Origin of the sequence: Roseococcus sp. (assembly GCF_965227005.1) — a bacterium.
Lineage (GTDB): Bacteria > Pseudomonadota > Alphaproteobacteria > Acetobacterales > Acetobacteraceae > Roseococcus.
In genome coordinates this window covers 335,640-351,217 of record NZ_CBDDFJ010000037.1, presented here as the reverse complement: position 1 = coordinate 351,217, position 15,578 = coordinate 335,640, and the positions used below count along the sequence as shown (strand labels likewise).

The window sequence follows — 15,578 nt, the reverse complement described above, 5'->3', positions numbered from 1 at the left end:
GGCCGCGCCCCTCGCGTCAGTGCTTCGCGAGGAAGTCCAGCACCGCCGCGTTGAAGAACTCCGGGTTGTCGTAGTTCAGCCCATGCGTCGCCTTGGGCACGGTGACGCGCCGCGTGTCCGGCATGAACCGGATCAGCGCGTCGATGATCTTCGCGAAATTCGGCTGGCTGTCGGCGCCGCCGAGCAGCAGGGTCGGTATACGGACCGCCTTGGCCGCCTCGGCGGAATAGGGCTTCCGTTGCTCGTTCATCTGGCCGAGCAGGGTGCGCGCATTGTCGCGCCCGATCACCTTCTTCTCCTCGGGCCGGGTCTCCCAGGCGCCGGGGCCGCCGGTCTGCTCGGCAACCATCGTCAGCCCGCCGTCGATATCGCCGGCCGCGATCTTCTGGGCCGCGCCCGTGAATCCCGCCGCCTGCTTGCCGCTGGCCGGCGCACCGCCGAGGCTCTCATCCAGCTCGCCACCCGGCTCGGCCAGGACCAGCGCCTTGACCAGTTCCGGATAACGCTCGGCGACGCGGAAGGAGATGTGCCCGCCGCGCGAATGGCCGAGCAGATAGACCGGCCCCGCGCCCAGCGCCTTGATGAAGCCGGCGACGTCCTCGACGTGGCGGTCGATGGTGAAGTTGCCGCCCTCCTCCCAGCTGCCGGGCCAGGCATGCCGCATGCTGAGCGACATCACATGGTACTTCGCGCCGAAGGCCGCCATCTGGGGGCCGAAGCTGCGCTGGTCGCCCAGCGTGCCGTGGATCATCAGCAGCGGCGCGCCGCTCCCCGCCTCGGCATAGGATACGGGGTAGCCATCGACTTCGAGGCTCGGCATGACGTCTCTCTCCGCAATTGTTGCGGGGAGCCTAGGACGGAGATAAGGCGCGGCCAATCCGGCGCCTACTCCATCCGCAATCCGAGCGAGGCCACGACCGGCCGCAGCGCCGCCACCTGGCCATGCACCATCGTGGTGAACTCCGCGCTGGAATTGCCGCCGGGATCGGCGCCCAGCTCATCGATCCGCGCCGCCACCTGCGGATGCCGCGCCGCCGCCGCGATCTCGGCCTGCAGGCGGATCAGGATGGCTTCCGGCGTGCGGCCCGGGGCGAAGAAGCCGTTCCAGCCCAGGATCTCCGCATTCGGAAAGCCCTGCTCGCGCACCGTCGGGATGTCCGGCAGCAGGCGATTGCGCGCGGTCGAGCGGATGGCGATGGGCCGCACCGAGCCCGCGCGGATATGCGGCATTCCCGAGGACAGCTGGTCGCCGCCGAAGGGGATGCGCCCGCTCAGCATCTCCTGCACCAGCAGCGAGGCGCCACGGAAGGGCACGTGTTCCATCTCGAACTGGCCGTCGCGCTTCAGCACCTCGCCCGTCAGATGCCCAGCGCTGCCCGGCCCGGTCGAACCATAGAAGGGCGGCTTGGGCTGCGCGCGCGCCCAGGCGATGAACTCGGCGAGGTTGGTCGCCGGCACCGAGGGGTGAACCAGGATCACCGTCGGCACCAGCGCGCCGAGGCTGATGGCCGCGAAGTCGCGCTCGAGGGAATGCGGCGCGCGATTCTGGAACTCCATCACCGCCGTCGTCGCCGAGAAGGTGGAGTTGTGGAACAGCAGCACCTGCCCGTCCGGCGGGGCCTTCGCCACGAGATCCGCGCCGATGGAACCGCCGCCCCCGCCGCGATTCTCCACGAGGAAGGCCACGCCCATATTCTCCGACAGGCGCTGCGCGTAGAGCCGCGCGAGAATGTCCGTCGTGCCACCCGCGGCGAAGGGAACGATGAGCCGGATCGGGCCTGTCGGCGTCCAGGACTGGGCGCGCGCGAGGGAAGGCGCGGCGAGCAGCCCGCCCGTCAGAAGCCGGCGAGAGAGCATCACTCGACCCTCAGATTCAGCGTCTGCACCAGCGGGCGCACGGCCGCGACCTGGCTGTGCACCTGCTGGGTGAACTCGGCGCTGCTATTGCCGCCGGGCTCGGCGCCCAGCTCCGCGATCCGCGCGGCGAGCGGGGGATGGCGCGAGGCCGCGGCGATCTCCGCCTGCAGGCGGGCGAGGATCGGCTCGGGCGTGCGGGCGGGCGCGAAATAGCCGTTCCAGCCCAGCAGCTCCGCATTGGGGAAGCCCTGCTCGCGCACCGTGGGCACATTGGGCATCGCCGTCGCGCGCGTGGCGGCCAGCGTCGCGATGGGCTTGAGCGCGCCGCTGCGCATGTTCTGCAGCGAGGAGGAAAGCTGGTCGCCGCCGAACTGGATGCGGCCGGCCAGCATGTCCTGCACCAGCGGCGCCGCGCCGCGGAAGGGCACGTGCTCCATGTTGAAGCCGCCGTCGCGCTTCAGCACCTCGGCCACGAGGTTCATCGTGCTGCCGGGCCCCGTGGAGCCGTAGAAGGGCGGCGTGGGCTGCGTCTTCGCCCAGGCCGCGAACTCGGCGATGTTGTTCGCGGGCACGTCGCGCGCCACCAGCAGCATCATCGGCACATTCGCGCCGAGGCTGATGGGCGCGAAGTCGCGCTCGATGGAATGCGGCGCGCGATTGGCGAATTCCATCGCCGCCGTCGTCGTGCTGAAGGTGAGGTTGTGGAAGAGCAGCGTCTGCCCGTCGGGCGCGGCCTTCGCCACCACATCCGCGCCGATGGAACCGCCCGCGCCGCCTCGATTCTCGACCACGACGGAGACGCCCATCGTCTCGGTCAGGCGCTGCGCGAAAAGGCGCGCCAGCACGTCCGTCGTGCCGCCCGCCGGGAAGGGCACGACCACGCGGATCGGGCCGTTCGGCGTCCACGCCTGGGCGCGGAGGATGGCGGGGGCGAGGCCAAGGCCGAAACCGGCCACGGCAAGGGAACGGCGGGCAATCATATCGGACACCTCCTGTCGGAGCCGCCTTCTGGCGGCCCTCGTTCAGGAGAGTTGGCCGCGCGGATTACCGCGCGTCAATGCGGAGTTTGACGCCGATCCGCGCCGGCGCGATCGCCCGCGCGGTGAAGCGGCCGCCCGTACCTTCAGTGCCCCGCATTCTCGCCGGAGAAATCCGGCGCGGCGAGGCCGGAGGCCTCCAGCTGGTGCACGAGCTGGGCCTTCAGCCGCTCCAGCCCTTCCTGCGTCTTCGCCTCGGCGCGCGCGACCAGAACGGCCTGGGTGTTGGAGGCGCGCAGCAGCCACCAGCCGTCCTCGGTCAGGACGCGCACGCCGTCCACCGCCTGGACCTTGGCCCCGGCCGAGGCGAGGCGGGCCTTCACCTCCTCGATGACCTCGAACTTGCGCTCTTCCTCGCAGTTGAAGCGCAGCTCCGGCGTGTTGATCACCTGCGGCAGGGCCTTGCGCATATCGGCCAGGCTCTCGTCGCTGCGCGCCAGGATGTCGAGCAGGCGGACGGCGGAATAGAGCGCGTCGTCGAAGCCGTACCACTTGTCGGCGAAGAAGGTGTGGCCCGACATCTCGCCGGCCAGCGGGCTGCCCGTCTCGGCCATCTTCTGCTTGATGAGGCTGTGGCCCGTCTTCCACATCATCGGCACACCGCCGGCCTTGGCCACCTCGTCGAACAGCACCTGCGAGGCCTTCACGTCGGCGATGATGGTCGCGCCCGGATGGCTCTTCAGCACGTCGCGCGCCAGCACGACCAGCAGCTGGTCGCCGAAGAGCATGTGCCCCTCGCCGTCCACCACGCCGATGCGGTCCGCGTCGCCGTCGAAGGCGATGCCGAGATCGGCCTTCGTCTCCTTCACCTTGGCGATGATCTGCTCGAGGTTCTTCAGCACCGTCGGGTCGGGGTGGTGGTTCGGGAAGGTGCCGTCGATCTCGGCATTGATGAGGTGATGCGTGCCGGGCAGGCGCTTCACCAGCCGCTCCGTCACCGCGCCGCCCGAGCCATTGCCCGGATCCCAGACGACGTTCAGCTTCTTCGCGCCGCCGGCATAGTCCTTCACCATGCGCTCGATATAGGTCTCGCTGACATCGACCTCGCGCGAGGAGCCCTTGGTCTCGGGGACGACATCGCCGCTCGCCGCCATGGCGCCGAGGGTCTGGATGTCCTTGCCGAAGAACGGCTTCTTGCCGATCATCATCTTGAAGCCGTTGTAGTCGGGCGGATTGTGGCTGCCGGTCAGCATCACGGCGCCGTCGGCCTTCTGGTCGTAGCTCGCGAAATAGAGCATCGGCGTCGGCCCGACGCCCACGCAGACGACCTCCATGCCCGAGGCGACGAGACCGCCCACCAGGCTCTTCTCCAGCTCCGGCGAGGAGAGGCGCCCGTCGCGTCCGACGGCGACGCGGCTCCCGCCGGCGCGCGCGACGATGGTTCCGAAGACGCGGCCGATCGCGAAGGCATCCGCCGGATGCAGGGTCTTCCCCACGATTCCGCGAATGTCGTATTCGCGCAGCGAGGTCTTGTCGAAGGTATGGGAGAAGGCGGCCATCAGGGTCGTCCGATCGAGTGATAGGTGAATCCAGCCTCGCGCATCGCGGGCGGATCGTAAACGTTTCGCAGGTCCAGCAGGATGCGACCCGCCATGGCGGTTGCGAGCTTTTGCGGCGCGATGTTGCGGAACTCGTTCCACTCCGTCAGCAGCACCAGCGCCTCGGCCCCCGTCGCGGCCTCGATGGCATTGCGCACATATTGCACCGACGCCGGCAGCAGCGGCCTGGCGACCTCCATCCCCTCGGGATCATAGGCGCGCAAGATGGCCCCGGCCGCCACAAGCCGCGGCACGATCTCCAGCGAGGGCGCGTCGCGCATGTCGTCGGTCTCGGGCTTGAAGGTCAGGCCCAGAATGCCGATCGTCTTGCCCGCCACGTCGCCGCCGCAGGCCGCGATCACGCGGTCGGCCATGGCGATCTTGCGGTCGTCATTCACTGCGATGGTGGTCTCCACCAGGCGCAGCGGCGCGCCCAGGGCCTGGCCGGTGCGCGCGAAGGCCAGCGTGTCCTTGGGGAAGCACGAGCCGCCATAGCCCGCCCCCGCATGCAGGAATTTCCGCCCGATCCGCCCGTCCAGCCCGATCCCGCGCGAGACCTGCTGCACGTCCGCGCCCGCCTTCTCGCAGAGGTCGGCCACCTCGTTGATGAAGCTGATCTTGAGCGCGAGGAAGGCATTGGCGGCGTATTTGATGATCTCGGCCGTCTCGAGGCCGGTGGCCACGATGGGCGTCTCGATCAGATAGAGCGGGCGGTAGAGGCGCTTGAGGACGGCGAGCGCGCGCTCGCCCGCCGCGCCCTCCTCGACGCCGAGGACGATGCGGTCGGGCCGCATGAAATCGGCGATGGCCGCGCCCTCGCGCAGGAATTCGGGGTTCGAGGCGACGGTGATGTCGAGGTCCGGGCGCACGGCCTGGACGCGCTTCTTGACCTCGCGGCCCGTGCCGACGGGGACGGTGGACTTGGTGACGAGCACGAGCGGGCCGCGGGCCGCGCGGGCCACCTGCTCGGCGGCGGCGAAGACATAGGAGAGGTCGGCATGGCCGTCGCCGCGCCGGGTGGGCGTGCCGACGGCGAGGAAGACGACCTCCGCGCCGGCGACCGCCTCGTCGAGGCGGGTGGTGAAGGTGAGGCGTCCCTCGCGGGCGTTGTCGGCCACGAGGTTTTCGAGGCCGGGCTCGTAGATCGGGATCCGCCCGGCCTTGAGCGCGGCGACCTTGGTCTCATCGGTGTCCACCAGGGCCACGTCGACGCCGAATTCGGCGAAACAGGCGCCAGAGACCAGGCCGACATAGCCGGCCCCGATCATCGCGATTCTCATGCCGAACCCTCTGCAACCCCGAACATTCAAGATCCCGCGAGGATCGCAGGTCCCCGTTCAGCGATACTTCGTCAGGAACTCGCGCACTTGTGGGGCAAGATCAGGGCGCTTCAGGGCGAAGGCGATCTGCGCCTCCAGATAGCCGATCTTGTCGCCGCAATCGAAGCGCTTGCCCTCGTAGCGCAGGCCGTGGAAGGGCTGGTGGCCGAGGAGCTTGGCCATGCCGTCCGTCAGCTGCACTTCGCCGCCCGCGCCCAGCTCCATCTTTGCGAGATGGGCGATGACCTCGGGCATCAGCACGTAGCGGCCGATGATCGTGAGGTTCGACGGCGCCTGGTCGATCGGGGGCTTCTCCACGAGGCCCTTCACCGAGACGAGACGGCCCATGTCCTTCTCGATGTCGATCACGCCATACTTGTTGACGCGCTCCATCGGAACTTCCTCGATGGCCACGACGTTGCCGCCGGTCTCGCGATAGGCGTCGGCGAGCTGCTTGGTGCAGGAGACGTCGCACATCATCAGGTCGTCGGGCAGCAAGATGGCGAAGGGGTCGTCGCCGATGAAGCTGCGCGCGGCCCAGATGGCATGGCCGAGGCCCATCGGCACCTGCTGGCGCGTGGTGGTGATGCTGCCGGGCGGCAGCGACTGGGCGCGAAGCTCGGCGAGCTCCTTGGCCTTGCCGCGCTCCTCGAGCATGCGCTCCAGTTCGAAATGGACGTCGAAATGCTCGACGATGGCCATCTTGCCGCGCCCGGTGACGAAGCAGAACTGCTCGATGCCGGCGGCGCGCGCCTCGTCCACCGCATATTGGATCAGCGGACGGTCGACGACCGGCAGCATCTCCTTCGCGATGGCCTTGGTGGCGGGGAGGAATCGGGTGCCCATGCCGGCAACGGGCATGACGGCCTTCTTGAGCGGCTTCAGCACAGTGAGTCCCCTTTGTTCAGTCGGTCCAAGCTGTTGCCATGCCCAAGCCGGTCGCGGCAAGTCATGGCTTCGCGGGTTTCATCGAGATTTCGCACAGCCCGCCGCCCGAGCGGAGATCAGCCCGGATCCTGGCCGGAGCGTCCGGCCGAGGCGGCGCGGGTGCGCGCAGGCGGCGTCGCCTGGACTTCCCGCGCGGGGGTGGCACGCTGGGCCGTGCGGACGGCGGGCGTCGGCATCGCGCGGGCCTGCGCCGCGCGGGTCGGAGGGGACTGCTGCGCCGAGCGGGAGCGCGTGGCGCGGGCCGGCGCCGGACGGGTCGCGGCCGTGGCGCGGACGGCCCGCTGCGGGGCCGACGCCGCCTGGACGGTCCGCACGCGAGCGCCGGAGCGGGTAGCCGTCGCCTGACGCGCGGCGGCGCCACGGCGGACGGGAACCGGCTCGCGGAGCGCGGCCTGGCGGAAGGTGCCGGCGCGGCGCGGGCCGGGGCCGACAGTGGCGTCATGCCGGGCCAGGCGCGCGGGCGGCAGGGCGGCCATCACGGTGGGCGCCGGCACGTCGCGCACGCCCAGGCGGGAGAAGCCGGCATCCAGCAGCTCGGCCATGCGGCCGTTGCGCTGGGCCCAGGAATTGCCGCCGAAGACGGCGCCCACCAGCCGGACGCCCTCGCGCTGGGCCGAGGTCACGATGTTGAAGCCGGAGGCGGTGATGTAGCCGGTCTTGATACCGTCGGCGCCCGGATAGTCGCGCAGCATGCCGTTGTGGTTGCGGATCAGCCGGCTGCCATGGGCGAAGTGGGTCATGGAGAAGTAGTGGTAGTGCTCCGGAAAATCCTGGATCAGGCGCCGGCCGAGCAGCGTCATGTCGCGCGCCGTGGTCACCTGGTCGGGGTCGGGCAGGCCGGAGGCGTTGCGGAAGGTGGTGCGCGACATGCCGAGCGAGCGGGCGCGCTGCGTCATCATCCGCGCGAAGCTCTGCTCGTCGCCGCCCAGCGCCTCGCCGACGGCCACCGCGATATCGTTGGCCGAGCGGGTGATCAGGGCCAGGATGGCGCTCTCGGTGGAAATGCTGCCGCCGGCCGGCACGCCGAGCTTGGTCGGCGGCTGCGAGGCGGCCTCGGCGCTCACGACGATCGGCGTGCTGAGGCGGAAGCGGCCAGCCTGCATCGCCTCGAAGAGCATATAGAGGGTCATCATCTTGGTGAGCGAGGCCGGGTGGCGAGTCTCGTCCGCGGCCTCGGCGATCAGCACATTGCCGGTCCTCGCATCCACCACCATGCCCGAATAGCGCGGACTCGCGGTGATCTGGGCGCTCGCCGGCGCCGCGAGAAGGCCCACGGCGAAGAGAGCGCCGGCCACGGCGCGCAGGATGGTGGATGTGGTCATGCGGCTTTCCCCAAAGCGAACACGGACGTCGCCTCCCCCAAGGTTCGGCCCGCGCTGAAATGCAAAGAAACAGTCGAGGGCCGGTTTGTCCATCCGTTTCGAACGAAAGCCCGCCGGAAAGGACCAGGGCCCGGCCGGGATCGCGGGTGGAGAAATTTTTGTGCACCGCACAAAAAGTCCTTGCATTGGACCGGACGACCCCATAAATCGGCCTCGTCATGTTGCGCTGCAGCAAACGGCCAACGGATGACTGGAACGCACGACCAGACCGAGATCACAGGCCTCCCTGCATCAGGGCGGCGATGCAAAGGGATTAAGACCATGGCCAATGTTGCCGACATGAAGAAGACGATGGCCGACGCCGCCCAGACCGGCGCCGCCCAGGCGAAGCAGATCGCGACCGATGGCGTGGCCCAGGCCCGCGTCGCCGTCGAGAAGACGATGGAGACGGCCAACAAGACCGCCGGCGACCTGATGAAGGCCTCCGAAGAGGCGGTCGAGTTCGGCCGTGGCAACTTCGAGGCGGTCAGCAAGGCGACGCAGGCCTATATGGCCGGCATGCAGGACCTGTCCCGCCAGACGGTGACCATGTTCCAGTCCTTCTCCGAGCAGGCGATCGAGGCGACCAAGACCCTCTCCGCCCTGAAGAGCCTCAAGGAAGCCGCCGATTTCCAGGCCTCCTTCGCCAAGACGGCCTTCGAGCGCGCCGTGGCCGACGCCACCAAGCTGCAGGAGGCCTCGCTGAAGCTGGCCGAGACCGCGATGGAGCCGATCTCGGCCCGCGTGACGCTCGCCATGGAGAAGATGACCAAGCCGCTCGCGGCCTGATCGTCCGGACAACCCCGCCGTGGACGTCTCGTCCGCGGCGGGAAAAGCTCATGCCTGATGGAGGGCCCGCACGCCATATGGATGGCGCGCGGGCCTTTTCCTTTTATTCATTCCGCCATGTGACGCTTTCAACCCCTTCCCGTGGGCTCCCGGCTCCCGATATCCTTCCTCACAGATGAGCCAGCTATGCACGACCGGAAGCGAGAGATGACCAGGATCACGATGTCCGATCCGGACAAGCGGGACGGCGACGGGGGCCCGTCCACCGGCGTGGTCGTGAAGCCGCGGCCGAAGACCAAGAAGCCCGCGATGTACAAGGTGCTGATGCTGAACGACGACTACACGCCGATGGAATTCGTCGTCCATGTGCTCGAGCGCTTTTTCCAGAAGAACCGCGACGAGGCGACGCGCATCATGATGCACGTCCATCGCCGTGGAGTCGGGGTCTGCGGCGTCTACACTTACGAGGTCGCCGAGACGAAGGTGACGCAGGTGATGGATCTGGCTCGCCAGAACCAGCACCCGCTCCAGTGCACCATCGAGAAAGAATGATACAAAAAAAGACGTGCGGAACCGCCCCGCGCAACTGTCTTATGCGTTGACGTCGGATGTGTCGGCAGGGGGAGAGCCACCACATCATTGTAAACCCGCCGCGATGCCATTCCGGTATCCGGCACCCGCTAGGGGAGCGTTGAACCATGCTATCCCGCAATCTCGAGCAGACGCTCCATCGTGCGCTTGGTCTGGCCAATGACCGCCGCCACGAATACGCCACTCTCGAACATCTCCTCCTCGCCCTCTGTGACGATGCGGATGCGACCACCGTGCTGCGCGCCTGCGGCGTCGATGGGGACAAGCTCAAGCGCGAGCTGACCGAGTTCCTCGACAAGGATCTCGCCGGCCTCGTCAGCGACCGCACGGGCGATCCGAAGCCGACCGCCGGCTTCCAGCGCGTCGTGCAGCGCGCGGCGATCCATGTGCAGAGCAGCGGCCGCGACGAGGTCACGGGCGCGAACGTGCTTGTGGCGCTCTTCTCGGAGCGCGAGTCGCACGCCGTCTATTTCCTGCAGCTGCAGGACATGACGCGGCTGGACGCGGTGAACTTCATCAGCCACGGCATCGCCAAGGCCCCCGGCCGCTCGCAGCCCCGCCCCGTCCAGGGCCAGGCGCCGACGCCCGAGGACAATGCCGGCAAGGAGGACCGCGAGGAGAAGCCGCGCGGCGGCAACCGCAACCAGGATGCGCTCAGCACCTATTGCGTGAACCTCAACAAGCGCGCGCTGGCCGGCAAGATCGATCCGCTGATCGGCCGCGACATCGAGATCGAGCGCACGATCCAGATCCTGTGCCGGCGCACGAAGAACAACCCGCTCTATGTGGGCGATCCGGGCGTGGGCAAGACGGCCATCGCCGAGGGCCTGGCCAAGCGCATCGTCGAGGGCGACGTGCCGGAGGTGCTCGCCAAGAGCACCATCTTCTCGCTCGACATGGGCAGCCTGCTGGCGGGCACACGCTATCGCGGCGACTTCGAGGAGCGGCTGAAGGCCGTCGTGAACGAGCTGGAGGCCCAGCCGGCCTCCATCCTCTTCATCGACGAGATCCACACCGTGATCGGCGCGGGCGCGACGTCCGGCGGCGCGATGGATGCGTCCAACCTGCTCAAGCCGGCCTTGGCCCAGGGCACGCTGCGCTGCATCGGCTCCACGACCTACAAGGAATACCGCAACCACTTCGAGAAGGACCGCGCGCTCGTGCGGCGCTTCCAGAAGATCGACGTGAACGAGCCCACGATCGAGGACACCGTGAAGATCCTCACGGGCCTCAAGACCAATTACGAGAAGCACCACAAGGTCCGTTACACGCCCGAGGCGATCCGCGCCGCGGTGGAGCTTTCCGCGAAGTACATTCACGACCGCAAGCTGCCGGACAAGGCGATCGACGTGATCGACGAGGTCGGCGCCTCGCGGATGCTGCTGCCCGAGGGCAAGCGTCGCAAGACCGTGACCCTGAAGGACGTGGAGGAGACCGTCGCGAAGATCGCGCGCATCCCACCCAAATCCGTCTCGGCCGACGACAAGGAGACGCTCCGCACCCTGGAGCGCGACCTCAAGGCGATGGTCTTCGGGCAGGACAAGGCGATCGAGGCGCTGTCCTCCGCGATCAAGCTGTCCCGCGCGGGGCTGCGCGATCCCGAGAAGCCGATCGGCAACTACCTGTTCAGCGGCCCGACCGGCGTCGGCAAGACGGAGGTGGCCAAGCAGCTCAGCAAGACGCTCGGCATCGAGCTGATCCGCTTCGACATGTCCGAATACATGGAGCGGCACAGCGTGAGCCGGCTGATCGGCGCGCCGCCGGGCTATGTGGGCTTCGACCAGGGTGGCCTGCTGACCGACGGCATCGACCAGCATCCGCATTGCGTGCTGCTGCTGGACGAGATCGAGAAGGCCCATCCGGACCTGTTCAACATCCTGCTGCAGGTGATGGACCACGGGAAGCTGACCGACCACAACGGCAAGACGGTCGATTTCCGCAACGTCGTCCTCATCATGACGACCAATGCGGGCGCGGCGGACATGCAGAAGTCGACCATCGGCTTCGGCAGCCCGGTGCGCCAGGGCGAGGACGAGGAGGCGGTGAAGCGGATGTTCACCCCCGAATTCCGCAACCGCCTCGACGCCGTGATCCCCTTCGCGGGTCTCTCGGCCGAGATCGTCGCCCAGGTGGTCGAGAAGTTCGTGATGCAGCTCGAGGCCCAGCTGGCCGACCGCAACGTCACGATCGAGCTCTCGAGCGCGGCCAAGGAGTGGCTGGCCGAGCGTGGCTACGACCCGCTCTATGGCGCGCGGCCGCTGGCCCGCGTGATCCAGGAGTTCATCAAGAAGCCGCTGGCCGAGGAACTGCTCTTCGGGCGGCTGGTGAAGGGTGGCTCGGTGAAGGTGAACCTGTCCGAAGGCGGGCTGACCTTCGACATCGCCGAGGCGCCGGTCGCCGCTTTGCCCAAGCCGGAAGGCGATGGCGAGGCGGAGAAGGAGCCGGAAGCGACGGCGGAGTGATCGCGAACACCGCTCAGTAAAATCAGGCCCTCGTCGGATCTCCGGCGGGGGCCTTTTTCATTTTGAAGGGAGCTGCGGAATGACCACCGATACCCGGATCGAGGATTGGGACGGCTACCACGCCGCCCTGGGCGCAAGGGGCAAGGAATTCACCGCCCTGCATCCCGAGGCCGTGAAGGGTTTTTCCGCCCTCAGCCGAGGCGCCGCGACGACGAAGCATCTCGACGCCAAGACGCGCGAGCTGATCGCCATCGCGGTGGCCGTCACAACGCGTTGCGGGGGCTGCATCGACGCCCATGCGCGCAAGGCCAAGGCCGCGGGCGCGACAAAGGAGGAGGTCGCCGAGGCGCTGGGTGTGGCCATCGCGCTGAACGCCGGCGCGGCGATGACCTATTCGCTGCACGTGCTGGACGCCATGGACGGGACGAGCGGTTAGACCACGCCGCCGGCCTGAGCCAGGAAGGCCCGCACCTCGCCGAGCACGTCCCCGCCCTCGAGACCCAGGGCGCGGACGGGCGCGGCCAGGGCGGCCAGGACGCCGATATGGCCCATGCCGGGATAGGTGACGTGGCGCACCGGCCGCCCGGCGGCTCGGGCCCGGGCGGCGAGATCGCTGGAGTGCCCTGGACGGACGATGGTGTCCGCCTCGCCATGCAGGAGCAGCATCGGCGGCGTTGCGGGCCCCAGCGCGCCTGGAGCGGCCTGCACATGCGGCGCGTCGGCGAAGATGCCAGGCGGGTCGACCTCGTCCGCGGTAAAATCATAGGGGCCGGCCAGGCCGATGAAGCCCCCCACCCGGTCCTGTGCACCCCAGCGTGGGTCAAGCGCCACGCAGCCCGCGTTGAAGGCGCCCGCGGAGTGCCCCATCAGGATCAGGCGCCGCCGAGGCTCTCGCCGGGCGAGAAAGCGGGTCGCGAGGGCGGTATCCTCCACAAAGCCGGGGAAGCGGGTTTCCGGCCAGAGGCGGTAGTCGACCACCGCCACGCGGCAGTCCAGCCCGGCCAGGGGATAGGCGACGAAGCGGTAATCCTCGCGCTCCTCCGCACGCCAGCCGCCGCCGGGAATGAAGACCAGCAGCGGCGCGGTCTCGGGCAGGCCGGGTGGGGCATAGAGATCCAAATGATGGCGGGGCAGCGGACCGTAGGCGATGCCCTGCTCGCGCGTCGTGCCTCCTTTCGGAGTCAAGGCGCCGGCGATTCGGGTGGGCGCGCAGGCGCCGAGCGGAAACAGCGCCGCGGTGGACAGCACGGCGCGGCGCAAAGGGGCGGAAAACGTCATCCTACGAGAATCACTTGGCGCGAGGATGGTTGCCAGGATTGACCGCGCGCAACATCGCCTCTAAGCCGCGCGGCACGGTATGTCCCCATCGTCTAGAGGCCTAGGACACCAGCCTTTCACGTTGGCAGCACGGGTTCGAATCCCGTTGGGGACACCACCTAACTCTTTCCTTGGCTTCCGCCCGATTCCCTCATCGGCCGAGTTGCGAGTTTCCGGTTGGTTTTCCGGACGGGTCGTTCGGTTCTCGCGGTCGCCCTGCGATGCCTGAAACGTCGTGACGTCGCCCCTGCGGAATGGGGCGGTGCGCCCACCCTGACTCATCCGGTCATTCCGGCGATCTGAAAGCTCGGCCGGGAGGGCCGGCACCGGGGTTTTTTCGCGTTTCTGCGGTATCGATCCCAGTCCAACTTCTGTCATCGATAATGAAATGAGTGACGCCTATCGCTACCCTAAATATCGCAAATTAATGTATTCATAAATTCTCAATCATATTTCGTTTATATTAAGTTTTACTATATTAATTATATTGATATATTTCATTAACCGGGATATTCGGCAATAATACTGAACGTATTATGAACTTTCTGTTTATCATAGGTTCAGTTTCGATCTCGCATTAATGGGAAACGGAAATTTCCGCCCCATCTGACAGGAGACGAAATGCTTCTTCGAGCTGTTCCTTTGCTGATGTTGTTCGGTCTCGCCACTGTCCCCTTGCAACCTGCCGCGGCTGGCGAGCGCGAGCGTGAGATTGTGCGCGTGGCGGTGGAGCGAGGGCAGGTGCGTTCCATCTCGGATCTGCTGCCCGAGCTGGAGCGCCGCCATCGCGGGCGAATGATCGCAGCCGAGCTGGAAACTCATCGCGGCCAGGTCGTCTGGGAGGTCAAAATCCTCCCCGTCCAGGGCCAGAGTTTCAAGGTGCGGCTAGATGCCGCGACCGGGGAGGAATTATCCCCGTCAGTAAACATGTTCAGATAAATCGGCGATCGAAGAAAGGCGCCCGTCCCCCTCGTGAGGGCGGGCGCTTTTCGTTGTGAGGCGCACGGGGCGCAGGAATATCGAGCGGTTGGCTCCGGCAGGAATAACGAGCTTTTGCGTTCCCTCGACGGATTCTGCATCCCGTCAGCGGCCACCGATACCGACTTCTGGCTTCGGCTTGCTGGTGATGCGGAAATGCTCGGGCAAGTCGCGCCCGCTTTGCCTGGCCCGATGAAGAATGGCATCGGCTCGTGCGGCAATCTCCCAAAGCCCTTCTCCCCTCGCCGCGCTCACCACGCCGAAGGCTCGGCGAGTCCCTAGGCGTGGTGCAAGGGAGCCTCCCTAGCCGGCTTTCGCCCCTCGATTCCGGACTCGACTCACCCGCTATGTTCCACTTATGTTCTCAACATCAAGCAGGCAGGAGGTGCACATGGGCAAGCGGGCAGTGAGAGACGACATCCAGATTCCTCCTTGCCCCGACGCGGAGGGCAGGTTCGACGTGGCCGATCTCCGCGCCTGGCTATTCGGCTCCGGCGGCGCGGGCGCCTACATGATCGGCGAGGGTCTGAGCCATCTGGGGATCAAATCCGGCGATCTCCTGATCCCGGGCTCACGGCATGAATATCACGTGGGCGGCGTGGCCATGTTCATCTGGGAAAGCGGCGTTCCAGACGATGACATGGAGCTGATCGCCGCCGGCGTCGTCACAACCAATGCGCAGGGCGATCCGCGGGTGTTGGTGGCCGGGGAGGAATGGGAGATCGGCAGCGATCGCTGCTCCTATACGAGCCCGGTGGCCGGCTGGATCCCGGTCCGTAGAGGGATGCTCCACATCGAGGCCGCGCGGGCTCTACCGATCGAGGGTGAGGTGGTGGGGGTGGCCCCCAAGCGAAAGGAGCCTGCCCTCATGCGCCAGGCCGCACTGCGCAACATCCTGCAAGACGAGATCCCCTTCTAGGCCTCGCCTTCCAGACACCGAAAAGTTGAAGAATTGCGATGGATGGCGAGGCATCAGGTCCGCCGGCCGGGGCTGGCCGTAGGCCAAGCCCGGATGATGGACGATGTTTAGCGAAACTGCGCCAGACGCGGCCGCGTTAACTCCTCGGTACCACAACAAAATCGAGGAGTGAGCCATGTCCACCAACAAGGCGAAGCATCCCGCCGCCGCCCACCACCACGAAGCGGCCGCCCACCATCAGGTCGCCGCACATCACGCGATGCAGGCGGCGCATCACCATGAGACCGGCAATCACGACGAGGCCAAGAAGCACGCTACGACGGCACACGAGCATAGCGGGCATGCCGCGACCAGCTCCAAGACGGCGCATGGTCATTCGCATAAGTGACCTGAGGCTCCAGCACGCCTCGCCATGCGTTGGATCGCAGAAGCCCGGCCGGGGAGACCCGAGCCGGGCTTTCG

General features: G+C 67.4%; 15 protein-coding genes and 1 tRNA gene. 8 read left to right on the top strand and 8 right to left on the bottom strand.

All coding sequences use genetic code 11. The features are described 5' to 3' along the window. Positions 1 to 16 precede the first annotated feature (16 nt). The 7 genes from ACO057_RS21415 to ACO057_RS21385 all read right to left on the bottom strand — a co-directional run bounded on the left by ACO057_RS21415 (position 17) and on the right by ACO057_RS21385 (position 8,021). Positions 17 to 820, bottom strand: coding sequence for an alpha/beta hydrolase (locus ACO057_RS21415; protein WP_421995289.1), 804 nt, complete (start codon positions 818 to 820; stop codon positions 17 to 19). A 65-nt stretch (positions 821 to 885) separates the two neighbouring features. Further along, a complete protein-coding gene (locus ACO057_RS21410; RefSeq protein WP_421995287.1) occupies positions 886 to 1,857 on the bottom strand; it encodes a Bug family tripartite tricarboxylate transporter substrate binding protein in 972 nt (323 codons plus the stop codon). Next, entirely contained in the window at positions 1,857 to 2,837 is a 981-nt protein-coding gene (locus ACO057_RS21405; protein WP_421995285.1) for a Bug family tripartite tricarboxylate transporter substrate binding protein, read from the bottom strand. The genes ACO057_RS21410 and ACO057_RS21405 overlap by 1 nt, the downstream gene beginning before the upstream one ends. Positions 2,838 to 2,980: 143 nt before the next feature. Beyond that, the gene (gene pgmG / locus ACO057_RS21400) at positions 2,981 to 4,393 is read right to left on the bottom strand and encodes a phosphoglucomutase/phosphomannomutase PgmG (RefSeq protein WP_421995283.1); all 1,413 of its coding nucleotides are present in this window, start codon (positions 4,391 to 4,393) and stop codon (positions 2,981 to 2,983) included. Next, a complete protein-coding gene (locus tag ACO057_RS21395; protein ID WP_421995281.1) occupies positions 4,393 to 5,712 on the bottom strand; it encodes a UDP-glucose dehydrogenase family protein in 1,320 nt (439 codons plus the stop codon). The genes pgmG and ACO057_RS21395 overlap by 1 nt, the downstream gene beginning before the upstream one ends. A 57-nt stretch (positions 5,713 to 5,769) precedes the next feature. Then, the gene (gene galU, locus ACO057_RS21390) at positions 5,770 to 6,639 is read right to left on the bottom strand and encodes a UTP--glucose-1-phosphate uridylyltransferase GalU (protein ID WP_421995279.1); all 870 of its coding nucleotides are present in this window, start codon (positions 6,637 to 6,639) and stop codon (positions 5,770 to 5,772) included. Between the two features lie 116 nt (positions 6,640 to 6,755). Next, positions 6,756 to 8,021 (bottom strand): serine hydrolase, encoded by a 1,266-nt coding sequence (locus tag ACO057_RS21385; protein ID WP_421995277.1) that lies wholly within the window; start codon positions 8,019 to 8,021, stop codon positions 6,756 to 6,758. Positions 8,022 to 8,342: 321 nt separating this feature from the next. Between ACO057_RS21385 and ACO057_RS21380 the strand changes: the two genes are divergently transcribed. From ACO057_RS21380 to ACO057_RS21365, 4 genes are all read left to right on the top strand, one after another. After that, complete coding sequence (locus ACO057_RS21380) at positions 8,343 to 8,849, top strand: phasin family protein (RefSeq protein ID WP_421995275.1); 507 nt, start codon at positions 8,343 to 8,345, stop codon at positions 8,847 to 8,849. Positions 8,850 to 9,071: 222 nt separating this feature from the next. Next, positions 9,072 to 9,401, top strand: coding sequence for an ATP-dependent Clp protease adapter ClpS (gene clpS, locus ACO057_RS21375; protein ID WP_421995568.1), 330 nt, complete (start codon positions 9,072 to 9,074; stop codon positions 9,399 to 9,401). Positions 9,402 to 9,547: 146 nt separating this feature from the next. After that, complete coding sequence (gene clpA, locus ACO057_RS21370) at positions 9,548 to 11,902, top strand: ATP-dependent Clp protease ATP-binding subunit ClpA (protein WP_421995273.1); 2,355 nt, start codon at positions 9,548 to 9,550, stop codon at positions 11,900 to 11,902. A 97-nt stretch (positions 11,903 to 11,999) separates the two neighbouring features. Beyond that, positions 12,000 to 12,338 carry a carboxymuconolactone decarboxylase family protein gene (locus ACO057_RS21365; RefSeq protein WP_421995566.1) on the top strand — a complete coding sequence of 113 codons (339 nt, stop codon included), beginning with the start codon at positions 12,000 to 12,002 and terminating at the stop codon, positions 12,336 to 12,338. On the opposite strand, the gene ACO057_RS21360 is transcribed toward ACO057_RS21365, so the two are convergent. After that, positions 12,335 to 13,180, bottom strand: coding sequence for an alpha/beta hydrolase (locus ACO057_RS21360; protein ID WP_421995271.1), 846 nt, complete (start codon positions 13,178 to 13,180; stop codon positions 12,335 to 12,337). The genes ACO057_RS21365 and ACO057_RS21360 overlap by 4 nt on opposite strands. Positions 13,181 to 13,261: 81 nt before the next feature. Between ACO057_RS21360 and ACO057_RS21355 the strand changes: the two genes are divergently transcribed. The 4 genes from ACO057_RS21355 (at position 13,262) to ACO057_RS21340 (ending at position 15,504) form a co-directional block, all read left to right on the top strand. Then, positions 13,262 to 13,337: transfer RNA gene (locus tag ACO057_RS21355), tRNA-Glu, on the top strand. A gap of 503 nt (positions 13,338 to 13,840) precedes the next feature. After that, positions 13,841 to 14,158: a PepSY domain-containing protein gene (locus ACO057_RS21350; protein WP_421995269.1), complete on the top strand. Its 318-nt coding sequence runs from the start codon at positions 13,841 to 13,843 to the stop codon at positions 14,156 to 14,158. Between the two features lie 424 nt (positions 14,159 to 14,582). Beyond that, on the top strand, positions 14,583 to 15,116 hold the full coding sequence (locus ACO057_RS21345) for a hypothetical protein (RefSeq protein ID WP_421995267.1): 534 nt from the start codon (positions 14,583 to 14,585) through the stop codon (positions 15,114 to 15,116). Between the two features lie 175 nt (positions 15,117 to 15,291). Beyond that, positions 15,292 to 15,504: a hypothetical protein gene (locus ACO057_RS21340; protein WP_421995265.1), complete on the top strand. Its 213-nt coding sequence runs from the start codon at positions 15,292 to 15,294 to the stop codon at positions 15,502 to 15,504. Positions 15,505 to 15,578 lie beyond the last annotated feature (74 nt).

What these genes read in the sequence shown, in the direction of transcription:
- ACO057_RS21350 (WP_421995269.1), top strand. Translation starts at nt 13,841, where the DNA reads ATGCTTCTTCGAGCTGTTCCTTTGCTGATGTTGTTCGGTCTCGCCACT.
- ACO057_RS21380 (WP_421995275.1), top strand. Translation starts at nt 8,343, where the DNA reads ATGGCCAATGTTGCCGACATGAAGAAGACGATGGCCGACGCCGCCCAG.
- ACO057_RS21410 (WP_421995287.1), bottom strand. Translation starts at nt 1,857, where the DNA reads ATGCTCTCTCGCCGGCTTCTGACGGGCGGGCTGCTCGCCGCGCCTTCC.
- ACO057_RS21395 (WP_421995281.1), bottom strand. Translation starts at nt 5,712, where the DNA reads ATGAGAATCGCGATGATCGGGGCCGGCTATGTCGGCCTGGTCTCTGGC.
- clpA (WP_421995273.1), top strand. Translation starts at nt 9,548, where the DNA reads ATGCTATCCCGCAATCTCGAGCAGACGCTCCATCGTGCGCTTGGTCTG.
- ACO057_RS21360 (WP_421995271.1), bottom strand. Translation starts at nt 13,180, where the DNA reads ATGACGTTTTCCGCCCCTTTGCGCCGCGCCGTGCTGTCCACCGCGGCG.
- ACO057_RS21340 (WP_421995265.1), top strand. Translation starts at nt 15,292, where the DNA reads ATGTCCACCAACAAGGCGAAGCATCCCGCCGCCGCCCACCACCACGAA.
- ACO057_RS21385 (WP_421995277.1), bottom strand. Translation starts at nt 8,021, where the DNA reads ATGACCACATCCACCATCCTGCGCGCCGTGGCCGGCGCTCTCTTCGCC.
- pgmG (WP_421995283.1), bottom strand. Translation starts at nt 4,393, where the DNA reads ATGGCCGCCTTCTCCCATACCTTCGACAAGACCTCGCTGCGCGAATAC.
- clpS (WP_421995568.1), top strand. Translation starts at nt 9,072, where the DNA reads ATGTCCGATCCGGACAAGCGGGACGGCGACGGGGGCCCGTCCACCGGC.
- ACO057_RS21405 (WP_421995285.1), bottom strand. Translation starts at nt 2,837, where the DNA reads ATGATTGCCCGCCGTTCCCTTGCCGTGGCCGGTTTCGGCCTTGGCCTC.
- ACO057_RS21415 (WP_421995289.1), bottom strand. Translation starts at nt 820, where the DNA reads ATGCCGAGCCTCGAAGTCGATGGCTACCCCGTATCCTATGCCGAGGCG.